We start from the raw sequence: 21,773 nt of genomic DNA, 5'->3' as shown, positions 1-21,773 counted from the left end.
ACAGACCGCGCTGGGTCATGGTGATCGGTTGTCGTGAATCAGGCGGCTGCGGGGATGAAGCCGAAGCGAGTCAGAGCCTTGATCCAGCGAGAGGCGTTGCGCTGCACACAGAGCTGCTCATAGTTGGTGGCGGAATCCCGGTAATAGTCGCCGCGCTTGAGCATGAAGAAGATGGTGCGCAACATCTTGTGGGCGAGCGCGACGATGGCGCGCTTGTGGCCACGACGAACGATCAGCGATTGGAACTTGGCGTGGAACGCTGACTTGGTGCGGCTGGCGGCGTGAGCGAACTCACACAGGAGTCGTCGGACGTAGGGATTGCCCTTGCGAACGCGTCCGGACTTGCGCTTTCCGGCGGACTCGTTGTTGCCCGGACAGATGCCCACCCAGGAAGCCAGACGGTCGGGACTGCCGAAGACGCTCATGTCGCTGCCGATCTCGACGAGCAGCATGGCGGCACCGACGGTGTCGACACCCGGCAGGGTTTGCAACAGGGCCAGCGCGTTGTGCTCGCTCGCCAACTCGTCGAGTAGACGGGCGTCAAATCGGGCGATGCGCGCTTCGAGTTCCTCGATATGCCGCAACAGCTCGTCCAGAACGAACACGTGACTCGCGGTCAATTCGCCCTGCAGGGCATCGTGCAACTCCTCACGGCTGGCCTTGAGGCGCCGGCTGGCGAGTGCCAGGACCTCGTTCGGCGCCTGCCCCTTGAGAATCCCCTTGATCATCGCCCGTGCCGACTGACCATGCATGTCACTGACCACCACACCCAGCCGGATGCCGGCATCGGTCAGCACTTTGTGCAGGCGGTTCTTCTCCGACGACAGCAGCCCGACCAGCTTCTGCCGTTGCCGGGCGATCAAACGCAGTTCGCGCAGCTTGGCCGGCGGCACGAAAGACCCGCGCAGAAGACCGGCTCGCGCCAGCGTGGCCAGCCATTGCGCATCGCCGATATCCGTCTTGCGGCCCGGCACCTGCTTGACGTGCCGGGCATTGACCACCGTCGCCCGGATACCGACCGCCTCGAGCGCCGCATACGGACTCTTCCAGTAGATACCCGTGCTTTCCATGACGACTTCGTCCGGATCAAGCGCCGCCGCCCAGAACCCCAGCTCCCGCCGGTCCCGTTTGAACGCGCCAAACTGCCGCTGCTCGATTCGTGTCTCGCCGCTCGCTTCTTCGATGATCGCACAGGCCGTGATCTGTGCCTGGTGAACGTCCAGGCCAATCACTCGTTTGTGGATCGGAACCAGTTCCATTCTGTCTCCTTTCCTCATAAACTCGAACGTGGGAGGCGGCGGGTGCCAGAACCGAAGTTGCCTGAAGGCGACAGGTCGCCAGCGGCCCTTTTAATGTGTGCGCTCGATGGCAGCAATCCGGGGTACGAGTCGGTTCAGCGGGTCACGTTAGCTTGCGGGGTTGGACCGCCAAAATATTGCGCGACCTCTACACGGCGCCTCCCAACCCGCATCTTCTTTCATCATCCGGGGCGGCCGCAACTGCAATGACCGTTAGACGCAGTTAGACGCAGTTGCACCCGGATTGTCAGATTTTCCGCAGGAAGACAGCAGATCTCACTCGGTTTCCCTTATTGTCAGACCAGGGGAGAACAGCAGCGCTGTGGTCTTCGCGCGCGCCAGAGCGGATTTCTGGGCTGGTGTGGGAGACTTTGGTAGCTCAACAAGGATGATGACCTGCTGCTGTTCTTTTTCCAGCCGGGCCACGAAACCCTCCTGCTTGAGTTCGGCAACCAGCGCACTGGCAGCCCGCTGCGGATCTCCCGGAGCTTCAGCCGCCTGTATCTGGGCCCCGCGAGAGATGGGCATCGCGTCAGGTTCGACATGCGACGATTGCTGCACAACAAGGAAAACTCCCACGACGACGAGCGCGGCTGCGGTGACGGAGCGAACGGGCGCGCCTGTTAGCGTCGTCCAGAAGCCCGTGAGCCAGCTCGGAGTGGCTGCTTTCGGGTGAAGCGACAGTCGGGGTTTTTCCATGGAAAGCAGTCCTTCCTTGGCAGCGGCGTCACCTATCCGCTTTTCCATCTCGATCACCGAGATCTGCATCTCGCCAGCCGGTGGCGGGTTTGCCATGATGGCCTTTCGCAGGAGTTCGGCGAACGCTGCGTCCGGAACGGGAGACCCGCCGGGCCGTCGCCCCGCCAGCACATCAAACCAGGCGCGTGCCTGTTTCTCGTCGGCGTCGAGTTGTCGCGGGGTCAGCTCACCCACGTGACGTTCCCCGTGCCAAAAGGTAGCACTCAGCAAAGATTTTCCGGGCTTTTTTCATCAACTGACTCTTGTACTCACGTGTTGCTCCCTCAGTTCCCCCGCGATGCTTGTGGAGTTCTTCATTGCTGATACCGTCGATGACGATCCATACCAGATAAGTAACGTCCGTCGGGTAATCTCGGGAAAACACCTCCATGCGCCTGGCGAGGCAGTCCCGCACTTCGGCTCGTTCGAGACAAAGGTCGGGCCGATCAACCGAGTGGTGTGCGGCTTCCTGCAGCTTGCTTTCAGCATCGGGCATGATCATGCCATCTTCGTCCTCGAGCGCAGCTTCGTTGCGCCGAAGGCATCGCTCAGAAAAATCCCTCACAGTGTTTCGACGGATCGACTCGATCCATGTCAGGAGTTTTGATTCGCCGCGAAAGCTGCGGGCATTGCGCCAGACCTTGAGGAACGTTTCCTGCACGCAGTCTTCGACGTCGGAATCGGCGACATTCAGCCGATAGAGATCGCGGTTACAAAGTCGGTACGTGCGGCGAGACTCGTCCCGGATGAGAGTTCGCATGACAGCTTCGAGAGCGCTGCCGCCTGCCTGAGCTGCCTGCACGAAAGAGTGAGCATCCATACCGATTCGGGATTGAAGATTGGGTAGCTGAACGAAGGTGAAGCGGTGGCGTTGGCCGCGCGGCTCCGACAGACTGGCGACCATCAAGCGGGTAGTCAGCACTTTCTGCCGAATGATGCATGAGGAAACTCGCCACTCGGGAAGGATTGGAGTTCCAATCATCATTCTGCGAGTATCTCCGCCCAAGTCGCCCTTCGTCAACCGGGAATGCCGGCCCGGATTTCCCCAGCACCCCGCAGAACCAGCCTCCCGCTCATCCCAGCAGCCCGCAAGACGCCTGTCTCCTCGCGGTGTGCGGGCTGCTGGCATGTACGCCCGTGTCGAGTGACTGCGGAAGCGCTCGTGTACCACGCAATCCGTTGATCGAGCTCGAACTCCGGGGTTACTCTGGCCCTCGAGCACTGTGCCAAGCAAAACGGCGCCCCGCGAGGCGCCGTTTCCCTGATTGAAAAACCGCGTGCGGCCTACACCGCCACCGTATCCGCCACCTCGCTGAACTCCTTGATCTGGTCGAAGTTCATGTAGCGATAGACGTCGGCAGCCTTGGCATTGACCGCCTGCACTTGCTCGAGATACTCGGCCGGGGTCGGGATGCGGCCCATCAGCGCGCAGACGGCGGCGAGCTCGGCCGAACCGAGGTAGACGTTGGTGTCGATGCCGAGACGGTTGGGGAAGTTGCGCGTCGAGGTCGACATCGCCGTGCTGCCCTTGCGGATCTGTGCCTGGTTGCCCATGCACAGCGAGCAGCCGGGCATTTCCATGCGCGCGCCGGACTTGCCGAGGATCGCGTAGTAGCCTTCCTCGTTGAGGATCATCGCGTCCATCTTCGTCGGCGGCGCGATCCACAGGCGGGTCGGAATGTCGGTCTTGCCCTCGAGGACCTTGCCGGCGGCGCGGAAGTGGCCGATGTTGGTCATGCACGAGCCGATGAAGACCTCGTCGATCTTCTCGCCGGCGACGGTGGACAGGAGCTTGACGTCGTCCGGATCGTTCGGGCAGGCGACCAGCGGTTCGAGCACGTCGGCGAGGTCGATCTCGATCACCGCCGCGTACTGCGCGTCGGCATCGGCCCGGAGCAGCGCGGGGTTGGCGATCCAGGCTTCCATGGCCTTGATGCGGCGGCCGAGCGTACGCGCGTCCTGGTAGCCGTTGGCGATCATCCACTTCATCAGCGTGATGTTCGAGCGCATGTACTCGATGATTGGCTCCTTGTTCAGCGCCACCGCGCAGGCCGCTGCCGAACGTTCGGCCGCCGCATCGGAAAGCTCGAAGGCCTGCTCGACCTTGAGATCCGGCAGCCCTTCGATTTCGAGGATGCGGCCCGAGAAGATGTTCTTCTTGCCCTTCTTCTCGACGGTCAGCAGACCGGCCTGGATGGCGTAGTAGGGAATCGCATTGACCAGGTCACGCAGGGTGACGCCGCGCTTGCCGGCTTCGGCGAGCGATCCCTTGAAGCGCACCAGCACCGATTCCGGCATGTCGAGCGGCATGACGCCGGTGGCGGCGGCGAAGGCGACGAGGCCGGAACCCGCCGGGAACGAGATACCGATCGGGAAGCGCGTATGCGAGTCGCCGCCGGTGCCGACGGTATCGGGCAGCAGCAGGCGGTTGAGCCAGGAGTGGATGACGCCGTCGCCGGGGCGGAGCGCGACGCCGCCGCGGGTGCTGATGAAGCCGGGCAGTTCACGATGCATGCGCACGTCGACCAGCTTCGGATAGGCCGCGGTGTGGCAGAAGGACTGCATCACCATGTCGGCCGAGAAGCCGAGGCAGGCGAGGTCCTTCAGTTCGTCGCGCGTCATCGGGCCGGTGGTGTCCTGCGAGCCGACGGTCGTCATCCGCGGTTCGCAGTAGGTGCCGGGCAGGATGCCCTTGCCTTCCGGCAGACCGCAGGCGCGACCGACCATCTTCTGCGCCAGTGAGTAGCCCTTGCCCGGGTCGGCAGGGTTCTGCGGCAGGGTGAACAGGGTGGAAGGCGGCAGGCCGAGTGCCTCGCGTGCCCGGGTGGTGAGGCCGCGACCGATGATCAGCGGAATGCGGCCGCCGGCGCGCACTTCGTCGAGAATCACCGGCGTCTTCAGCTGCGACTCGGCGATGACGCCGCCGTTCTTCAGCGCCGTCACCTTGGAAGTGGCGGTATCGATGCGCAGTTCGATCTCGTCGCCCATTTCCATCTGTGCGACGTCGATCTCGACCGGCAGCGCACCGGCGTCTTCCATCGTGTTGAAGAAGATCGGCGCGATTTTCGACCCCAGGCAGACGCCGCCGAAGCGCTTGTTCGGCACGTAGGGGATGTCCTCGCCAGTGAACCAGAGCACCGAATTGGTCGCCGACTTGCGCGATGAACCGGTGCCAACGACGTCGCCGACGTAGGCGATCAGGTTGCCCTTCCTGCCGAGCGCCTCGAGCTGCTGGATCGGGCCGCGCTCGCCGGGCTTGTCGGGCTCGATTCCGGGCCGCGGATTCTTCAGCATCGCCAGCGCGTGCAGCGGGATGTCCGGGCGCGACCAAGCGTCGGGTGCCGGCGACAGGTCATCGGTGTTGGTCTCGCCGCTGACCTTGAAAACGGTCAGCTTCTGCGAAGCCGGCACCTCGGGACGCGAGGTGAACCACTCGCCGTCGGCCCAACTCTGCAGCACGGCGCGCGCATGGGCGTTGCCACCGTCGGCGAGTTCCTTGACATCGTGGAAGTAGTCGAAGACGAGCAGGGTCTTCTTCAGCCCAGCTGCAGCCGCCTCGCCCGTCGGGCCGGCGAGGAGATCGATCAGCGGCTTGACGTTGTAGCCACCGAGCATCGTGCCGAGCAGTTCGGTCGCCGTGAGTGGCGAGATCAGCGCGCACGCCTGTTCGCCCTTGGCCACGCGGGCGAGGAACTCGGCCTTGACCTTGGCCGCATCGTCGACGCCGGCCGGAACCCGGTAGGTGATCAGCTCGAGCAGTGTCTGCTCTTCACCCGGCGGCGGGTCGTTCAACAGAGCGACGAGTTCCTCGGTCTGTCTGGCGGTCAGCGGCAGAGGCGGAATTCCAAGCGCAGCGCGCTCGGCAACGTGGGCACGGTAGGCTTCCAGCACGGCGACGTCCTTTCTCGATGATGGTACGACAGCGAAAGCGACATTGTACTGCATGGGTGCCTTGGCGGCGGCGCGAGCCTTGGACAGCCGGGTGATCGGTCGCCACACAGGAGCTGACACCCAGGTGCTGCGTTGTCTATAATGCGCCGATGGACCTTACGACCAGCCTCTTGTTGTCGATCCTCAGCGCCGTTGCCGAAACTGCGCTGGAACCGGCAGCCGAGCAGCCGAACCTGCAGGAAGTGCAGGGCTTGCCGCGCGCACTGCCGGACGAGGCGAGAAAGGGAGTCATGCAGCCACCCGCGGGCGACGGCTACCTGACCATCAACGGCCAGCAGTGGCTGCTGGCACCGACGGCCCAGATCCGCAACCGGCAAAACCTCATCGTCCTGCCGATGCAAATCCAGGCGGCAAGCGAAGTCGCTTACCTCACCAACGACGATGGTGCGATCCATCGTGTCTGGATGCTGACGCCGACGGAAGCGGCAGTGGCCCGCCCACGCTAGAACAATCAGGGAACAATGGCCAGAAAGCTGTTCATCCGCACCTTCGGGTGCCAGATGAACGAGTACGATTCGGACAAGATGGCCGACGTGCTCGGGGCGTCCGAGGAGATCGTCAAGACCGACACACCCGAAGACGCCGACATCATCCTCTTCAATACCTGCTCGGTCAGGGAGAAGGCGCAGGAGCGCGTCTTCCACGACCTCGGCCGGGTACGGCAGCTGAAACTCGCCCGGCCCGACCTGGTGATCGGCGTCGGCGGCTGCGTCGCCAGCCAGGAAGGCGCCGCGATCGTCGCCCGCGCTCCGTACGTGGATGTCGTCTTCGGACCGCAGACGCTGCACCGGCTGCCACACTTGATCGCCGAACGGCGCCGCACGGAGCGCTCGCAGGTCGACATCTCGTTCCCGGAGATCGAGAAGTTCGACCACCTGCCGCCACCGCGCGTCGAGGGCGCGGCGGCCTTCGTCTCGATCATGGAGGGCTGCAGCAAGTTCTGCTCGTTCTGCATCGTTCCCTACACGCGCGGCGAGGAGGTCTCGCGGCCCTTCGACGACATCCTCACCGAAGTCGCCGATCTGGCGGCGCAGGGGGTCAGGGAGATCACCCTGCTGGGGCAGAACGTCAACGCCTACCGCGGTGCGCTGGCGGGTGAGACCGCCGCCGACCTGGCCTTGCTGATCGAGTACATCGCCGAGATGCCCGGGATCGAGCGCATCCGTTACACCACTTCACATCCGCGCGAGATGTCGCCGCGGCTGATCGAGGTCTATGGACGTGTCGGCAAACTCGTCTCGCATCTGCACCTGCCGGTACAGTCCGGCTCCGACCGCATTCTGGCAGCCATGAAGCGGGGCTACACGGCGCTCGAGTACAAGAGCCTGGTGCGCCGGCTGCGCGCCGCACGCCCCGATCTGGCGCTGTCCTCCGACTTCATCGTCGGCTTCCCGGGTGAAAGCGAGGCGGATTTCGAAAAGACGATGAAGCTGATCGACGATGTCGGTTTCGACGCCTCGTTCTCGTTCATCTACAGCGCACGGCCCGGCACACCCGCCGCCGAACTCGCCGACGACACGCCGCAGGAGGTCAAGCTGCAGCGGCTGCTGCGCCTGCAGAAGCGAATCGACGAACTGGCGCAGCAGGTGTCGCGGGCGATGGTCGGCAGCGTGCAGCGGGTTCTCGTCGAAGGCGTGGCGAAGAAGGACCACAGCGAACTGGCCGGGCGCACCGACAACAATCGCGTCGTCAACTTCGCCGGTAACGCCGAAGAACTGCTCGACCGCTTCGTCGATGTGCGCATCACCGCCGCGATGCCGCATTCGCTGCGCGGCGAGGTCATCGGCAGCCGGACCGAATGCCTGTGAACAGCAACGCCGCCCCGCGCAACCGCGTCACCGAACTCCTCCTCTCGCCGGTCAACAATCGGCAGCTCGCCAACCTCTGCGGGGCGCTGGACGAAAACCTGCGCCAGATCGAGACCGCACTGGACGTGTCGATCGCCCGTCGCGGTGAGCGCTTCACGCTGCGCGGCGAAGCCGCCCAGACCGAGCGCGCGTCGGCCGCGCTGCAGCGCTTCTATGCGCAGGCCAAGGAGACGCTGTCGGTGGACGAGATCCAGCTCGGGCTGATCGAACTGCTCAACCGCCCGGTGCGCCACATCGCGTCCGCCGGCGGCCCCTCGCCGGCACTGCTGACGCGCAAGAGCGAACTGCACGGCCGCACGCCGCGGCAGGTCGAATACCTGAAGAATATCCAGGAGCACGACATCACCTTCGGCACCGGGCCGGCGGGTACCGGCAAGACCTACCTCGCGGTCGCTTCGGCGGTCGATGCCTTCGAGCGCGAACTGGTGCAGCGGATCGTGCTGACGCGGCCGGCGGTCGAGGCCGGCGAGCGTCTCGGCTTCCTGCCGGGCGACCTGGCGCAGAAGGTCGATCCCTACCTGCGGCCGCTCTACGATGCGCTCTACGACCTGATGGGCTTCGAGCGCGTCGGCAAGCTGTTCGAACGCGGTGCGATCGAGATCGCGCCGCTCGCCTACATGCGCGGGCGGACGCTGAATCACGCCTTCATCATCCTCGACGAAGCGCAGAACACCACCCCCGAGCAGATGAAGATGTTCCTGACCCGCATCGGCATCGGCGCCAAGGCGGTGGTCACCGGCGACGTGACGCAGATCGACCTGCAGCGCGGCCAGAAGAGCGGCCTGATCGAAGCGCGGCTGATCCTGCGTGAGGTGCGCGGCATCGCCTTCACCGAGTTTCTCAAGGAGGATGTCGTCCGCCATCCGCTGGTGGCCCGCATCGTTTCGGCCTACGAAGCGCACACGGCGGCGCTCGCGGGCCCCACCGGCGCAGCGACCGGCCATGGCGAAGAGCGACGCTAGGGGCTGGCGTCTGACCGTGCAGTACGCCGGCAAACGGCGCCACCTGCCGCGGCGCAGGCAGGTCCGCCGCTGGCTGCGGGCGGCCCTGGCGGGCACGGGCAGGCGGGCCGGCGAGGTGACCGTGCGCTTCGTCGGCATGGGCGAGGGCCGCCGGCTCAATGCCGAGTATCGCGGTGGCGACCAGGCGACCAACGTCCTTTCCTTCGCCTACGACGACGAACCGCGACTGCGTGGCGACCTCGTCCTCTGCACACCGGTCCTCCGGCGCGAGGCGGATGAGCAGGGCAAGACGCTGCGCGCCCATTGCGCGCATCTGGTCGTGCATGGCATGCTGCACCTGCTCGGGTACGAGCACGAGCAGGACGCTGAACGGGCGGCACTGATGGAAGCCGAGGAGCGCCGCATCCTCGCCGCCCTCGGCCATGCCGACCCCTACGGCGAGCAGGACTGATACGCCAGCGGCGCTTGGCGCCGGCGGCATGGCGCCCGGCGCCGCTGACGCCTCAATCCTGACGAAGGTGATCATGGAAACAAGCAGTACCGGCGGCAAGGCCGGTCTTCTCGAGCGTCTCTCCTCGCTGCTGATGCGTGAGCCGGAGGACCGCGAACAGCTCATGCAGCTGCTGCATTCGGCGCATCAACGCAAACTGCTCGACGCCGACGCTTTCGGCATCATCGAGGGTGCCCTCGCGGCCTCGGAAATGCGCGTGCGCGAAGTGATGGTGCCGCGGCCGCTGATGGAAGTCGTCGACGTCGGCGATTCGCTGCCGACGGTCATCGAGCGCGTCAACAGCACCGCCCACTCACGCTTTCCGGTGATCTGCGACACCCCTGACAACGTCATCGGCATCCTGCTCGCCAAGGATCTGCTGCGCGTCGAGCGGGATGCGCCGTTCTCGCTGCGCGACTGGGTGCGACCGGCCGTATTCATCCCCGAATTCAAGCGCCTCGACGTCCTGCTGCGCGAATTCCGCGTCTCGCGCAACCACATGGCGATCGTCATCGACGAGTACGCCGGCATCGCCGGTCTGATCACGATCGAGGACGTGCTCGAGCAGATCGTCGGCGAGATCGAGGACGAGTACGACTTCGACGAGGCCGACCCCGACATCCAGCTCGACCAGAACGGAAGTTACCGGGTCAAGGCGCACACGCCGCTCGAGGACTTCGACGCTGCCTTCGGCACGCACTTCGCCGACGAGAGCTTCCAGACCATTGGCGGCCTGATCCTGCACCAGTTCGGGCGACTGCCGCAGTTCAACGAAGCGGTGAGCATCGCCGGACTCAGCTTCCAGGTCCTGCGCGCCGACAACCGGCGCATCTACACCCTTGTCGTCGGGCGCGCAGCAGAGGCTGAACAGTCTGGCTAGGACGCTGCGCCAGCGCTGCCTCGCTGCCTTCATCCTTGGCGCCATGATGGTGACGGCCTTCGCGCCGCTCGCCTGGTACGGCGTCGCTTGGTTGAGTCTCGGTGGCCTGTTCGTCCTGCTCGGCGGCGCGGTCGATGACAGCCGGCGCGCCCGCGACGGCGCCCTGATTGCCGCCAGCCATGGCTGCGGCCTGTTCCTCGCCGGCGTCTCGTGGATCTATGTCAGCCTCAGCGTCTTCGGCGGCATGCCGGCAGCAGTCGCCGTGCTCGCAACCGTCCTCTTCTGCCTCGCGATGTCCGTCTTCCCGGCGCTCGCCGGCGCACTGTACGTCCGTCTGGCGACGGCCGGCTGGCTGCACCGGGCGCTGCTCTTCGCCGCCCTGTGGACGCTCGCCGAATGGCTGCGCGGCTGGTTCCTGACCGGTTTTCCCTGGCTCACCGCAGGCTACGCGCAAACGCCGCCGAGCCCGCTCGCCGGCTATGCCCCGCTGCTCGGTGTCCTCGGCGTCTCGCTGTCGTCGGCACTGGTCGGTGCTCTGCTCAGCGAGGTGTTGCGCCGCTGGCTGGCGACAGACGACTGCCCGGCGCGCGGTTTGCTGCGCTGGTGTCCGGCATTGCCGATCGTCGGCCTCGCTCTCATCCTCGCCGCTGGCCACCTGCTGCGCGACGTGCGCTGGACGGAGCCGGTCGGCGAAGCGATCTCCGTCGCCCTCCTGCAGGGCAACGTGGCGCAGGAGATGAAGTGGCGGCCCGAACGCTTCGCCGAGTCCTTGCGGACCTATTACCAGCTGGCGCGCGACCACCCGGCGCAGCTGACCATACTGCCGGAGACCGCCCTGCCCGCCTTCCTCGACCAGGTCCCGGCCGAGTACCTCGACGCGCTGCAGGACCTTGCGCAGCGTCGACAGGGGGACCTGCTGTTCGGCGTCGCGGTCAGCGAGGGCCAGCACAGGTACTTCAACAGTGCGCTGAGCCTTGGCGCATCCGGCAGGCAGCGCTACGACAAGGTGCATCTGGTGCCCTTCGGCGAGTTCGTCCCGCCGGGTTTCGCCTGGTTCATGGCGATGGCCCGCATCCCGATGTCGGACTTCACTCCCGGCTCGCCACGGCAGACGCCGCTCTCCCTCGCAGGCCAGCGGGTGGCAGTGAACATCTGTTACGAGGACGTGTTCGGCGACGAGATCATCACCGCGCTGCCGGCAGCGACGCTGCTGGTGAACATCTCCAACGTCGCCTGGTTCGGCGATTCGCTGGCGCCGGCACAGCACCTGCAGATCGCCCGCATGCGCGCGCTCGAAAGCGGCCGCATGATGCTGCGTGCAACCAATACCGGCATGACCGCCATCGTCGATGTCGACGGCAACGTACGGGCGGTCCTGCCGCCGTTCACGCGCGGCGCGCTGCGGGGTGAAGTCAGCGGCTACACCGGTGCGACGCCCTATGTGCGCTGGGGCAACTGGCCGGTCGTCGGCCTGGCGCTGCTGGTGACCGTGACGCGCCGCCGCAGAAGCCGGGCTGAACCCTGACCGAGGCGCGCAGGCCAACGTGCCGCCACAACGGCGCACGCGCTCCCGGCCGGACCAAGCGACCCGGGGGCTTCGTGGCGCAACGTGCAGTGATCCCCGACGACGCGAGCACAGCAGCGGAGCCGCCCTTGGCGAACGCTGCGAACATCGGCCATCCGGAAAGCGGGGCCCCCGCCAGTTCGTCTAGCGGGCGCTGCCGCTGTCGCCGCGCCCGCCCAGACTGGCTTGACCGCTCAACGAGGCCGGTTTCGCGGCTCTCGGCGGTGGGTCACGCCAGATGCGGAGCAGTACCTGGGTTCTATCCCACCAGCTGAGCCGCTTGTCTGCCAAGGCTTCCAGGAAATCCGAGAGAACCTTGGAATTGGCCACCGCATAGTTGACCAGCAGTGTGCTCGGAATGAAGACGACCAGCAAGATCAACAGCTTGATCCACACAGGGTTATCCGCCTCGTCGAAGATGTTCATGCCGAGAAAGCCCGTCGACACCGTGGCGATCAATCCCAGCGTGGTGACCACGGTCAGGCGTACCACGGTGTTCGCCTGCCGCCGCAGGCTGTCACTATCCAGGTACTGATTCATGTCCTTGATCGACGCGCTGACGTCGAGATAGAGCTGGTCGGTATCGAGATGCCGGGAAAGCAGCCGAAACAGGTCGCGCGCCTGGACTTGGGCCGAAACGACGTGGAACCAGTAGCGCTCGGTAAAACGCAGGAAAGAGGCCAGCAGTTGCCGGATTTCGCGCTTGAAGGCCTTGATCGAATCGACGTCCTGCATCTCGAGCTGCGAGATGGCAGCAACCAGCCATTCCGAGAACAGCATCAGCGCCGCCTTCTGGAAGTGCGCCATCAGGTTCATCAGGAAGTACTGATGGCGAAACTGTCCCAGAACGCCCGTCTCCCGGTCGGCGAAGAAGTCGTCGGCGGCCTTGCCGACGACCACGAAAGCATGACCACAGCAGAGGTAGCGGCAGGACAGTTCCGGCTCGAGCGGATCCCAGAACCGGTCGTAGCAGTGCTGCTCTTCGAGAGTGGCAAGTTCCCGCGTGGAATACGGCAGGGAATCGGATGGTCCGGCTTTGGTGATCAATGCCAGGCGCGCGAAGTCCCCACGCGTCAGAACCTTTGGATCGTCGAAGCTCAGGTAGGCGAGCAATGGCATCCGATGATACTCGATCTGGCGGAAGCGAATCACGCCCCGGGAGTCAGACAGGTGGAGAGCCAGCGGTTCGAGCAGATACGCCCAATGAGCGGCGACGTTCGGTGAACGGTGTTGGCAAGTAAACTCGAGAAACTTCTGCTGGTCTTCGTAGTCCGAGACCGCCAGAACGCCACCGGTCGGGGACAGCCACTCGACGCGATACGGACATTGCGCAGCGCGGCCATCCGGCTTCCAGTATGCCGGATAGGCGCGGCCGGTCTTGAACAACAGGTCTTCGGCGACCAACAGCGGAACATCGTCGGCGAAGACCTCAACGACGGGAATGATGATGTCCGTGTCGTAAAAGAAGTAGAGATCGACGTGCGCGATCTGCAACACCCATGGGGCGTGGTGCCTGTCGAGCGTGACGCGCATCTGGGCGATGTCGCGGCGACGGAACACCCGCAAGGCGCTGTCCAACCCTCCTCGTGGGCTACTGGCCGATCCCTGGCCATAAAGGCAACGCTGCACGAACGGCAGAAAGGTGATGAATTCCTTGTAATGCCGCTGCTGAAAGCTCTTGGGATCATCGAATTCGTCCCGCAGCTCCTGCCACGGACAGGCGTCCGCTGCGGCTTCGATCGCCTCCCAATGCTTCGGGATACGGGTCCCTTCAAGCTGACCGGGCATGATGCGCAACGGCCACATCAAGATCTGGCGAAAGTGCCGCACCACCGTTTCGCTGGCCAGGGCCGATGTCGAGCCGGTCGCGGAGTCAGAATCTGTCATTGGGGCATTCTTTTCTTGTTCACCCATGGGACGCAATCCCGTGGAAATCCGCAGCGAGCGGGCTTGATCCAGGAGCGACACAGGCGCCGCAAGAAGAACCTGCCAAGGCGACGCGACGTGTCGGCAAGGCCTTCGATGAAGCACGTGTCACGACGCCACCCAGGGTCCGGCTTGCGACATCCCGGCAACCTTGGCGGTCACCGGGTTTATTCCTCGCGAGGTTATGGTTGATGGTACCACCGTCTGCTGATCATCACCGTTCCCCTCGTCCCCGGCCCTTCTCCCGAGCACCGGAGACGGGGAATTCGCGAGTCGCGGACGCGACTTTCACGTTGATCTGCACGGACGATGAGGCGCTGAAACGCCGTCGGCTGGTCCACCAGCGTGATGCGCTCAGCGTGCGCAGGCGGCCGCGGTCCGGGCCCCGACCGCATCCGTGTTGGCGAGGTGATTGTCCTCCGGTACCGTGCTGGCCATCCCGTGCACGAACCGTAGCCAGTCACCGCAGGGTGCCTCCTGCTACCGCACCGCAGCCTGCGGCCCGGTCTGCCGTACCGGGTTCACACTTTTCTCACGGGTCCGGGATAGTCCGCCACATTGACATCCGCAGTCAGCAGGGTGATTCCCTCAACAATTGCCTGGGCAACCAGCATCCGGTCAAAGGGATCCTTGTGGATTGGCGGCAGTGCGTCAACCGCCATGGCATGCCTGCCATCGACCGGCAACTCGCTGTAGTCATTGTCGAGCAGTCCCTGGCGCAAGGCCCGTACGTCCACCTGGAAGTCGCTGCGGCCCAATCCGCACTTGATGGCAATTTCCCACAAACTGGCCGCGCTGTAGCAAAGCGTGTTCCCCGCGTCCTCGATCAGTGCGCGTGCCCGGACCGGCAGCCGGTCCGGCATGCCGGCGGACCACAGCAACAAATGGGTATCCAGCAACAGCTTCATGGCGCGCTGGCAAAGAGCCGTTCGATTTCCGCGTCGCCCATCCGGTCGAAATCCTCGGGCACCTCGATCCGGCCCGCCATGAAACCCAGCCGCCTGACCTGCCCGGCAGCGGGCGCGTCCAGCGCCGTGACCTTGACCATGGGCTTGCCGGCCTTGGCGATCACGAACGACTCGCCTCGCGCCGCCTGTTCGACGAGGCGCGACAAATGCGTCTTGGCTTCATGGATGTTGACGGTCAGCATGGCCCCTCCTGTTGGGATTGCGACTAAGTCTTCTTAGTCTAGTCTGATCCGGAGGGGGATGGCAACCCCGCGGGCGCGGCGATGTGGCCGCGCTTGCGCAACATCTCGATCGAGCGCGAGGCATGTCGTGCACCAGACGGTGCCGACTGTTGCGACACCGCCGAATCACTGCAGGAACCGCAGCCGATTCGGCGGCACGGTCCAGCAGCACCGTCAAGCGCGGCGACAGCCGTGCGCTGCCTGGATGCCGCTCAGGTGGCAGCGGCGCGCCGCACGCACTCGAGATAGGCGTTCGCGTCCATCGCCCGGCCATGGCGCTCGGCACGCCAGATCGTCTCGCCGAGGCATTCGAGGATCGCGTGCGCAGCCTCGTGATCGCCGACCCGCGAGCGCAGCGTCTGGCAGGCCGAACGAATCCCCGGCGGCTGGTCGATGCTCAACTGGTCGGCAACGGCCAGGTGCAGCGAGAGATGCAGGAAAGGGTTCATCTGCCCGCTCGCGGGACCGAACTCCTGCTCATCGCCGTTGCCGGATCCTCGCGCAGCGCATGTTGGCGGCGCTCACCGGTGGCAGCCGCATCGCCCGCGGTACGCGACTTCCCGAAAGCGGGTGCCGCGCCGGCCACGCGGCCGGGATACCGGCCGTGCCAAGCGGCCTGTCCGTTCAACGCCTCGCGATGTAGCGGACATCGGCCGTGCCCTCGAAATGCGCGTCCTGCGTCCAGAGCGTCGCTTGGCGTTGGCGCGCACTGGCCAGAATGACGCTGTCCGCCATGGCCAGCTTCGCATCGACGGACGATCGTGCCGCGCTCAGCGCCAGGTGAGCGTCCAGGTCGACCAGTTGTCCCTGACGCATGATGCCGATGGCGCGCAACGCATCGCTCTCGTTGCGCTGTTGCAGGACACGCTTGAACACCTCGAACAGACAGAGGGCCGGCACGATCAGCCGGTCGGTGTCCTCGATCGCCGGCGCGAAAAAATCCGCATTCGCCCCGTTGGCGAAATACTCCAGCCAGCCGCAGGAATCCACCAGATTCGGGGCGGTGCTCATACCCGGTCCGCTTCGCGGACAACTGTCGTGTCAATGCCGGCAAGGAAGCCACGCGCAGCCTGGGCCGTCTCGATCGGCAGCAGCTCGATGCGGCGGTCAATCGTGAGCACCTGCATCTTTTGACCCGCAGTGATCTGCATCTGCTCACGCACCGCCTGCGGAATCACGACCTGGAATTTCGGCGAAACAGTCACTGACAACATACGACGCCCCTTATCGATGATGCATCGGTATTTCGATGATTATATCGATAACGTTCCCATAAGCACCATATCCAGAACGTCAAAGGTCGCCGTGGACGCGGTGACCAGCGTACCGCCGCAGGCGACGTCGTGAAGTCCTCCGCCCCCGCCCGCGGGAACCTGAACCCCGCATCAAGGAGGGTCGGTGGCACACCTGTGGCGTCGATCCGCACTGCCGACATGATCTGCAGGAAGATTCAGAGACCGGCGCGCCGCATTGGCCAGGGTTCCAGGTCGCACAGCGACCAAGAGAAACTCGCCCTCGATCTCAGGGCCAAGCCGTGATCGAATCGGCTGCGGCTTCGAGCATCCCGCCGATCTCGTCGCCTTCGGGCATCGGGCCCTCGGCGGTGGCTTTCCAGTGGCGTTTGTTGAATACCGCCGCGAAGACGATGCCGCCGCTGTGCCAGCGCAGTAGCGCAGTCGTACCCGGCAGAGAGCCGGTGTGCGAGACCGGCGCGGCGTCGCCCGTGTTGGGCCGGCCGTCGAACTTGAAGCGCAGCGCGAATCGCACCAGGTCAGGCGCCGAGAAGATCAGCCCGCCGTGCGAGTCCATCGCCTCGATGTGGAAGCCGCCGTCGCAGAGGGGCCCGGGCGGCTGCGAGCGGTCGACGACGTTGGCCACCGGCAGGCCGGGGCTCGAGTAGACCGGCTCGCGCGGGTGGCGGTCGCGCGGCAGGCTGCGCGCCAGGCGCACGCTGGTGTTGTTGCCGGGTCCGAGCAGGTCGTCGCGAACGAAGTCCAGATACGGCTTGTTCGCCACCTGCTCGATCACGCGGCCGAGCACGCAGTGGCCGAAGTTGGAGTAGACCGTGCGGGTGCCCGGATCGAAGTCGAGCCGCCGGCCGAGCATGAAGCGGATGATGTCCACCGCGTCGGCCGGCCAACGCCCGACCCGGGCCGAGATCAGCGCGGTCTGGAACATCGGGTCGAAAAGCGGCGCCTTGTCGCTCTCCCAGCCGCCGCGGTGATCCGCCAGGTGCTGCACCGTGACCTCCTGCAGCCGCGCGTCGAGCTTGGCGCGCGAACTGCGCAGCGGGGTGAGGCCGAGCAGCGGAAAGGCCAGCGTCGCGGGCGTCAGCCGGCCCTGTGCAATCAGCAACTGGACCGCCGCTCGCGTCACCGGTTTGACGACGCTCGCCACCCGCATCGGCGTGTCCGGCTGCAGGGCCTCGCTGCGCCGGGTGTTCAGCCAGCCGTAGCCACGCTCGAGCCGGATCACACCGGCGCGTGCGACCGCCAGCACGCCGGCCTCGATCCGGTGCCGCTCCATGTACTCGCGCATCGCGCGATCGAACGCTGCCAGCGCCGGTGGCAGCGAGCCGGTCGCGACCAGTTCGGGACGCGGCGCTTCGATCTCGATCGGCGGCGGGGTGACGGTCAGTGGAGGCGGGTCGATCGTCAGCGGCGGCGGGTCCACCGTCAGAGCCGGCGGCTGGACGACGAGCGCCGCCGGCGTGACGGTGATCGCCGGCGGAACGATGGTGATCCGGCCAGCGCGCACTGGCGGCGGCTGCACCGTGATCACCGGTGGCTGGACGGTGATCGGCGGTGGCGTCACCATCAGCGCGGGCGGATTGACCGTGACCGCCGGTGGGTCGACGCTGAGGGGCGGCGGCTGGATGCGGATCATCAAAGGACTGGCAACAGATACAGAAATAGTGCCATTTTAGTGCCACTCGTGGAAGTATCTGGTCCGTTGTGCGGCTCCTTCATTGCTGATGGCCAGCGCCGTGGCGCCTTGAACGCGCTGCTCCGCGTTGAGCAGGTCGAACCCCGTATGGCCACTCTCGTCGATGTGAAAGCATTCCAGTCCCGTCCCTCGCTTGCTTCACCGCCCGAGCAGCGCGGCCGCGGCATCCATCTGCTCGTGCTCGAAGGCAGGCGCGAAGTCATCCAGCTCGGCCGCGCGCAATCCGACCTCCGGGCTGAGTGCGACTTGGCGCCAACTCAATACCGCGGCATGCACCTCAGCCAGCACGGCCAGGGCCTGTGCCTCGTCCAGCGCGAAATACGATGCGCGGGCCAGCAGCATCTGAACGTCGGTGATCGGCCCGTCCTGCTCGCTCAGCCAGGTCTTGGACTCCCTGTCCTTGTCCGGGAAAGGATTGATGTCGAAGGCAGGCGCAAGGCGCCACAGCCCGTGTTGCACGTGCAGGAATCCGTGGTTCTGCAGATGATCGTCCACATTGGTGATCAGCAGGTTGAGCACCAGGCGGCGCCATAGCTGGCGCACATCCTCGGTGGGCGCGTGGCTGTGGGAGCGGATGGCGTCTGCGATCTCTGTGTAGCTCCGATCCTCTTCGCGTGAGGCCTGCAGCAGCGATGCGGCCGACTGGTAGGGAATGCGGCCGCCATCACTGTCGCGGTCGAACCGTCGGATGACCGCGACCGGCGCCTCGTCTCCCCGGTCACCGAGCAGGACGATGCGCGCGAGCGCGGCATCGATCCCCGCCTGCGCCGCCAGCTTCAGGGCCAGCACCTCGCCGCGCGTGACGCTGCGGGTGTCGCCCACGCTCGGAAACTTGCCAATGGCCAGCCAGCCGTCCTCGTCCAGCATCGTGCACTTGGGGCGCATGCCACCGAGCGAAGTGCCCTTGCCTTGCAGGTAGCGCAAGTCCTCGGCCGATTCCTGCCCGCGCTCGACGGCACGGCTGGCTTGGCAGATGTGCTCTAGCTCGATCAACGGCGGGGTGCTTCGCCGACCCTTGGCCACCGTCCTGTGCCAAGTACCATCTCCATCACGCAGGCGCAGGGCACCGACGCGGCTGAAGTCGTCGACCGCCAGCAGGTAGTCCAGCTCGGTGAGGGCTGGCAGTTGCGGATCGGCCCGGCGCCGCTTGGCGTGGTCGCGGGCGATGATGCGCCGGCCCCAGGCATCCGGCACGGTATCTGCAATCGCACCATGAAACACGGAATCGTGTGGCGATGCGGCCTTGTGCGGCTGGTGGCCCGGCATCAGTTGCAGGTCGGCCGACACATTGAAGCACGCCGGACTGTCCAGCCAGGCCGCGTCATAGGCGAAGGCGCAGTTCTCGCGCCGTCCCTGCCGGACATGGATGAGCGAGCCGACCGGCAGGCCCGCCTTGCCGATGCACAACTGGACCTGCCGGCGAATCGGGGCGACGGCGGCCATCAGAGCGCTCCCGAGGTGCCGCCTGGCTTGCTGCGCACGCGCTTGGGCAAGCGTTCGTCCATCAGTGTCAGGCCGATCTCGTCGCGAGCAGTGTCCAGCAGATGCTCCAGCGCCTGGATTTCGCCGAAGACATGCAGCGCACGGGCGAAGAAGTGGATGGGCACGCGCATGTCACCTTTCTCCATGCGGCGCACGGTAGACAAGGACGCGCCCATGCGCTCGGCCAGCGAAGCCTGCGAGATATGGCGACGCCGGCGTGCCAGCGAAATGTCGTTGCCGAGCTTTTGGATGGCGCGCTCGACAGGCAGGGGAATCGGGGATTCCACGCTATTCCCTCCCAAGGGAATCATAATGTCCGATACAGAGTTCTGTCAGGACTATAACATCATTCCGATCTGTTTGCAGCCAGCTCCCGAGCCCGTCCAGCGGCGAGGACTGGACCGGTAACCGTTCAGTGGATGCCAAGAGGCGAGGAGCGTTATCCACAGCCGGTGACAGGAAACCCCGTGGCGTTCGCCCGAGCTATGGAGCCTGCTGGTGCAAAGGAGAACGCAGTGGGTCGGCTGCGAGGAGCGCCTTCCAGCAGCGGGGCGCGAGTTCGTGGACGCGTTCCGCGGGCTGCTGTCCGCTGCCCGATTCACTGCAGCCACTGCCCACCAGAGTCGGCGGCACGGTGCGGCAGCACCGTGATGCGCGGCAGCAGCCGGGCGCTGCCAGGGTGCCGCTCAGGTGGCGGCGGCGCGCTGCACGCACTCGAGATACGCGTTCGCGTCCATCGCCCGGCCATGGCGCTCGGCACGCCAGATCGTCTCGCCGAGGCATTCGAGGATCGCGTGCGCAGCCGCGTGATCGCCGACCCGCGCGCGCAGCGTCTGGTAGGCAGAACGACCCCGGTGGCTGGTCGATGCTCACCTGCTCCGCAACTGCAAGGTGCAGCGAGAGATGCAGGAAAGGGTTCATCTGCCCGCTCTCGGGAATGAACTCCTGCCCGATCGCCGTTGCCGGATCCTCGAGCAGCGCATGGTACTCGGGGTGCTGCAGGACCAGGTCGGCGGCCGTCACCTCGGCGCCTTCGAGGATCGAGCGCTGGCGATGCTTCTGCCACGCCTGGCAGAAGAACTACCACACCTGCTCACGCGTCGGGTTGAACATCGGCTCTCCTTGCTGGTTGACTGATCAGGGCACTGACGACGGCGTTCTGCAGCAGCCGGTTGCCGCCGCGTGGCATGGGCGCCATCTGCCCGGTACCGTAGACGCCGATCAGCGGCAGATGCGGGAAGATCTCCCGCAGGCAGGCGAGATCCCGGTCGTCGCCGCCATAATGATACGGGCCGCGGCCGATGCACGAGAAGACGATGGCCGCCTGCGGTCGGCGGACGAGCGGGACGATTGCCGACAGGCTGCGGCGCATGTCGGCGGCGCTCGCCTGTGGCAGCCGCATCGCCCACAGCACGCGACTTCCCGCACGCAGATGCTGCGCCAGCGTCAGGCGTCTTCCCCGGCGCCAGGCCGGTGCCGTGGGCAACGCGGAAGATGAGCGTGTCGTCGGCGATCGTCGGCTCGCCGAAAGCCGTATCGAGCACGACGGCGACACTCCTGCGGCAGACACCGGGCAGCGCCGCGAGTTCGGCGCGCTGCCGCGGCAGATCGCCTCGGTAACGGTCGAGCAACTGGCGACATTGCCATCGGCACAGGCATCAAGGCACAATGATCGGGTCTGCCCTGCCGGAATCGACGTCATGGCCTTGCCGAAAGCCACCGATCACCGTCTTACCTATGCCGACTACCGGAAATGGCCCGCTGGCGAGCGTTGGGAACTGATCGATGGCGTGGCCTACGCAATGGCGCCGGCGCCGACGATCAGCCACCAAACGATCACCGGTCAGCTTTTCAGACAGATCGATCAAGCCCTGGATGGCGCCTCCTGCCGCGTCCTGATCGCTCCGGTCGACGTCCTGTTGTCGGCAGCGAGCGACGCTGATGATCAGGCGACGACCGTCGTCCAGCCCGATATTCTGGTCGTCTGCGACCAGGCCAAGGTCACCGAGAACAACATTCACGGCGCGCCGGACTGGATCATCGAGGTCCTCTCCCCTGCCACCGCCCGCCACGACCACCTGACCAAGCGCGCCCTCTACGAACGCGCCGGTGTCCGAGAATACTGGCTGGTTCACCCGGTCGACCGTGTCCTTACGCTGTACACGCTGAAGGACGGCATCTACGGCGGCCCGGAAATTGCCGAAATGGCCGGAGAACGTTCGCCGGCCATCTTCCCTGAAATCGTCATTCACTGGCAGGCGATTCTCGAGAAGCTACCGGATAGCTCGGCCGGATCAGCCGAGCAGCATGCTTGACGATGACTTCTCAAAAACGTGGTACATCCTCTCTTGTTCCCGCAACCCCTTCACCCCACGTCGCCAGGCGACGACTGCCCAGTTCTTCGTGGCACCCCTGAATCACTGCAACAACGCCCCTCCGAGTTGGCGGCACGATCCCGGAGCGCGGTGGCACGCGGCGG

At 65.5% G+C, this 21,773-nt stretch carries 21 protein-coding genes and 2 pseudogenes; 7 read left to right on the top strand and 16 right to left on the bottom strand.

The genetic code is table 11. The annotated features are described in order from the left end of the window. Positions 1-38 precede the first annotated feature (38 nt). From V5B60_RS09730 to V5B60_RS09715, 4 genes are all read right to left on the bottom strand, one after another. The gene (locus tag V5B60_RS09730; RefSeq protein WP_332346425.1) at positions 39-1,259 is read right to left on the bottom strand and encodes an IS110 family transposase; all 1,221 of its coding nucleotides are present in this window, start codon (positions 1,257-1,259) and stop codon (positions 39-41) included. Between the two features lie 315 nt (positions 1,260-1,574). Beyond that, positions 1,575-2,231, bottom strand: a complete 657-nt coding sequence (locus tag V5B60_RS09725; protein WP_332346810.1) for a hypothetical protein — start codon at positions 2,229-2,231, stop codon at positions 1,575-1,577. After that, positions 2,224-3,021, bottom strand: coding sequence for a sigma-70 family RNA polymerase sigma factor (locus V5B60_RS09720; RefSeq protein WP_332346809.1), 798 nt, complete (start codon positions 3,019-3,021; stop codon positions 2,224-2,226). The genes V5B60_RS09725 and V5B60_RS09720 overlap by 8 nt, the downstream gene beginning before the upstream one ends. A 299-nt stretch (positions 3,022-3,320) precedes the next feature. Further along, a complete protein-coding gene (locus V5B60_RS09715; RefSeq protein WP_332350515.1) occupies positions 3,321-5,927 on the bottom strand; it encodes a bifunctional aconitate hydratase 2/2-methylisocitrate dehydratase in 2,607 nt (868 codons plus the stop codon). A gap of 149 nt (positions 5,928-6,076) precedes the next feature. Here V5B60_RS09715 and V5B60_RS09710 point away from each other — a divergent pair, with 149 nt between their 5' ends. The 6 genes from V5B60_RS09710 (at position 6,077) to lnt (ending at position 11,712) form a co-directional block, all read left to right on the top strand. After that, entirely contained in the window at positions 6,077-6,433 is a 357-nt protein-coding gene (locus V5B60_RS09710) for a hypothetical protein (RefSeq protein WP_332346808.1), read from the top strand. Between the two features lie 15 nt (positions 6,434-6,448). Then, positions 6,449-7,795: a tRNA (N6-isopentenyl adenosine(37)-C2)-methylthiotransferase MiaB gene (miaB, locus tag V5B60_RS09705; protein WP_332346807.1), complete on the top strand. Its 1,347-nt coding sequence runs from the start codon at positions 6,449-6,451 to the stop codon at positions 7,793-7,795. Then, the gene (locus tag V5B60_RS09700) at positions 7,786-8,817 is read left to right on the top strand and encodes a PhoH family protein (protein ID WP_332346806.1); all 1,032 of its coding nucleotides are present in this window, start codon (positions 7,786-7,788) and stop codon (positions 8,815-8,817) included. Before miaB ends, V5B60_RS09700 begins: the two co-directional genes overlap by 10 nt. Next, positions 8,798-9,268: an rRNA maturation RNase YbeY gene (gene ybeY, locus V5B60_RS09695; RefSeq protein WP_332346805.1), complete on the top strand. Its 471-nt coding sequence runs from the start codon at positions 8,798-8,800 to the stop codon at positions 9,266-9,268. Before V5B60_RS09700 ends, ybeY begins: the two co-directional genes overlap by 20 nt. 73 nt (positions 9,269-9,341) lie before the next feature. After that, positions 9,342-10,187: an HlyC/CorC family transporter gene (locus V5B60_RS09690; RefSeq protein WP_332346804.1), complete on the top strand. Its 846-nt coding sequence runs from the start codon at positions 9,342-9,344 to the stop codon at positions 10,185-10,187. Beyond that, on the top strand, positions 10,147-11,712 hold the full coding sequence (lnt, locus tag V5B60_RS09685; protein ID WP_332346803.1) for an apolipoprotein N-acyltransferase: 1,566 nt from the start codon (positions 10,147-10,149) through the stop codon (positions 11,710-11,712). The genes V5B60_RS09690 and lnt overlap by 41 nt, the downstream gene beginning before the upstream one ends. Positions 11,713-11,895: 183 nt before the next feature. On the opposite strand, the gene V5B60_RS09680 is transcribed toward lnt, so the two are convergent. The 12 genes and pseudogenes from V5B60_RS09680 to V5B60_RS09625 form a co-directional block, all read right to left on the bottom strand. Further along, on the bottom strand, positions 11,896-13,719 hold the full coding sequence (locus tag V5B60_RS09680; RefSeq protein ID WP_332346802.1) for a CorA family divalent cation transporter: 1,824 nt from the start codon (positions 13,717-13,719) through the stop codon (positions 11,896-11,898). Between the two features lie 479 nt (positions 13,720-14,198). Further along, complete coding sequence (locus tag V5B60_RS09675) at positions 14,199-14,585, bottom strand: type II toxin-antitoxin system VapC family toxin (protein WP_332346801.1); 387 nt, start codon at positions 14,583-14,585, stop codon at positions 14,199-14,201. Beyond that, positions 14,582-14,827 (bottom strand): type II toxin-antitoxin system Phd/YefM family antitoxin, encoded by a 246-nt coding sequence (locus V5B60_RS09670; protein ID WP_332346800.1) that lies wholly within the window; start codon positions 14,825-14,827, stop codon positions 14,582-14,584. The genes V5B60_RS09675 and V5B60_RS09670 overlap by 4 nt, the downstream gene beginning before the upstream one ends. Before the next feature lie 251 nt (positions 14,828-15,078). Continuing rightward, positions 15,079-15,315, bottom strand: a complete 237-nt coding sequence (locus V5B60_RS09665; RefSeq protein ID WP_332346799.1) for a DUF1841 family protein — start codon at positions 15,313-15,315, stop codon at positions 15,079-15,081. 175 nt (positions 15,316-15,490) lie between these two features. Continuing rightward, complete coding sequence (locus V5B60_RS09660) at positions 15,491-15,877, bottom strand: type II toxin-antitoxin system VapC family toxin (RefSeq protein WP_332346798.1); 387 nt, start codon at positions 15,875-15,877, stop codon at positions 15,491-15,493. After that, the gene (locus V5B60_RS09655; RefSeq protein WP_034942961.1) at positions 15,874-16,080 is read right to left on the bottom strand and encodes an AbrB/MazE/SpoVT family DNA-binding domain-containing protein; all 207 of its coding nucleotides are present in this window, start codon (positions 16,078-16,080) and stop codon (positions 15,874-15,876) included. Before V5B60_RS09655 ends, V5B60_RS09660 begins: the two co-directional genes overlap by 4 nt. Positions 16,081-16,387: 307 nt before the next feature. Next, on the bottom strand, positions 16,388-17,752 hold the full coding sequence (locus tag V5B60_RS09650; RefSeq protein WP_332346797.1) for a serine hydrolase domain-containing protein: 1,365 nt from the start codon (positions 17,750-17,752) through the stop codon (positions 16,388-16,390). Positions 17,753-17,950: 198 nt separating this feature from the next. Then, positions 17,951-19,255: a type II toxin-antitoxin system HipA family toxin gene (locus tag V5B60_RS09645; RefSeq protein ID WP_332346796.1), complete on the bottom strand. Its 1,305-nt coding sequence runs from the start codon at positions 19,253-19,255 to the stop codon at positions 17,951-17,953. After that, positions 19,255-19,605 (bottom strand): helix-turn-helix domain-containing protein, encoded by a 351-nt coding sequence (locus tag V5B60_RS09640; protein WP_332346795.1) that lies wholly within the window; start codon positions 19,603-19,605, stop codon positions 19,255-19,257. Before V5B60_RS09640 ends, V5B60_RS09645 begins: the two co-directional genes overlap by 1 nt. 375 nt (positions 19,606-19,980) lie before the next feature. Next, positions 19,981-20,407, bottom strand: a pseudogene (locus V5B60_RS09635) (DUF1841 family protein). After that, positions 20,388-20,696, bottom strand: a complete 309-nt coding sequence (locus V5B60_RS09630; RefSeq protein ID WP_332350513.1) for an FIST C-terminal domain-containing protein — start codon at positions 20,694-20,696, stop codon at positions 20,388-20,390. Before V5B60_RS09630 ends, V5B60_RS09635 begins: the two are co-directional and overlap by 20 nt. A 52-nt stretch (positions 20,697-20,748) precedes the next feature. Continuing rightward, positions 20,749-20,934 (bottom strand): annotated as a pseudogene (locus tag V5B60_RS09625) (endonuclease III); the annotation flags it as partial. A 60-nt stretch (positions 20,935-20,994) separates the two neighbouring features. On the opposite strand from V5B60_RS09625, the gene V5B60_RS09620 reads away from it, so the two are divergent. Next, complete coding sequence (locus V5B60_RS09620; protein WP_332350511.1) at positions 20,995-21,609, top strand: Uma2 family endonuclease; 615 nt, start codon at positions 20,995-20,997, stop codon at positions 21,607-21,609. The last annotated feature ends 164 nt before the right edge of the window (positions 21,610-21,773 follow it).

This window comes from Accumulibacter sp. (assembly GCF_036625195.1).
GTDB lineage: Bacteria > Pseudomonadota > Gammaproteobacteria > Burkholderiales > Rhodocyclaceae > Accumulibacter.
The sequence above is the reverse complement of the archived record's forward strand: the minus strand, read 5'-3'. Positions and strand labels throughout refer to the sequence as shown.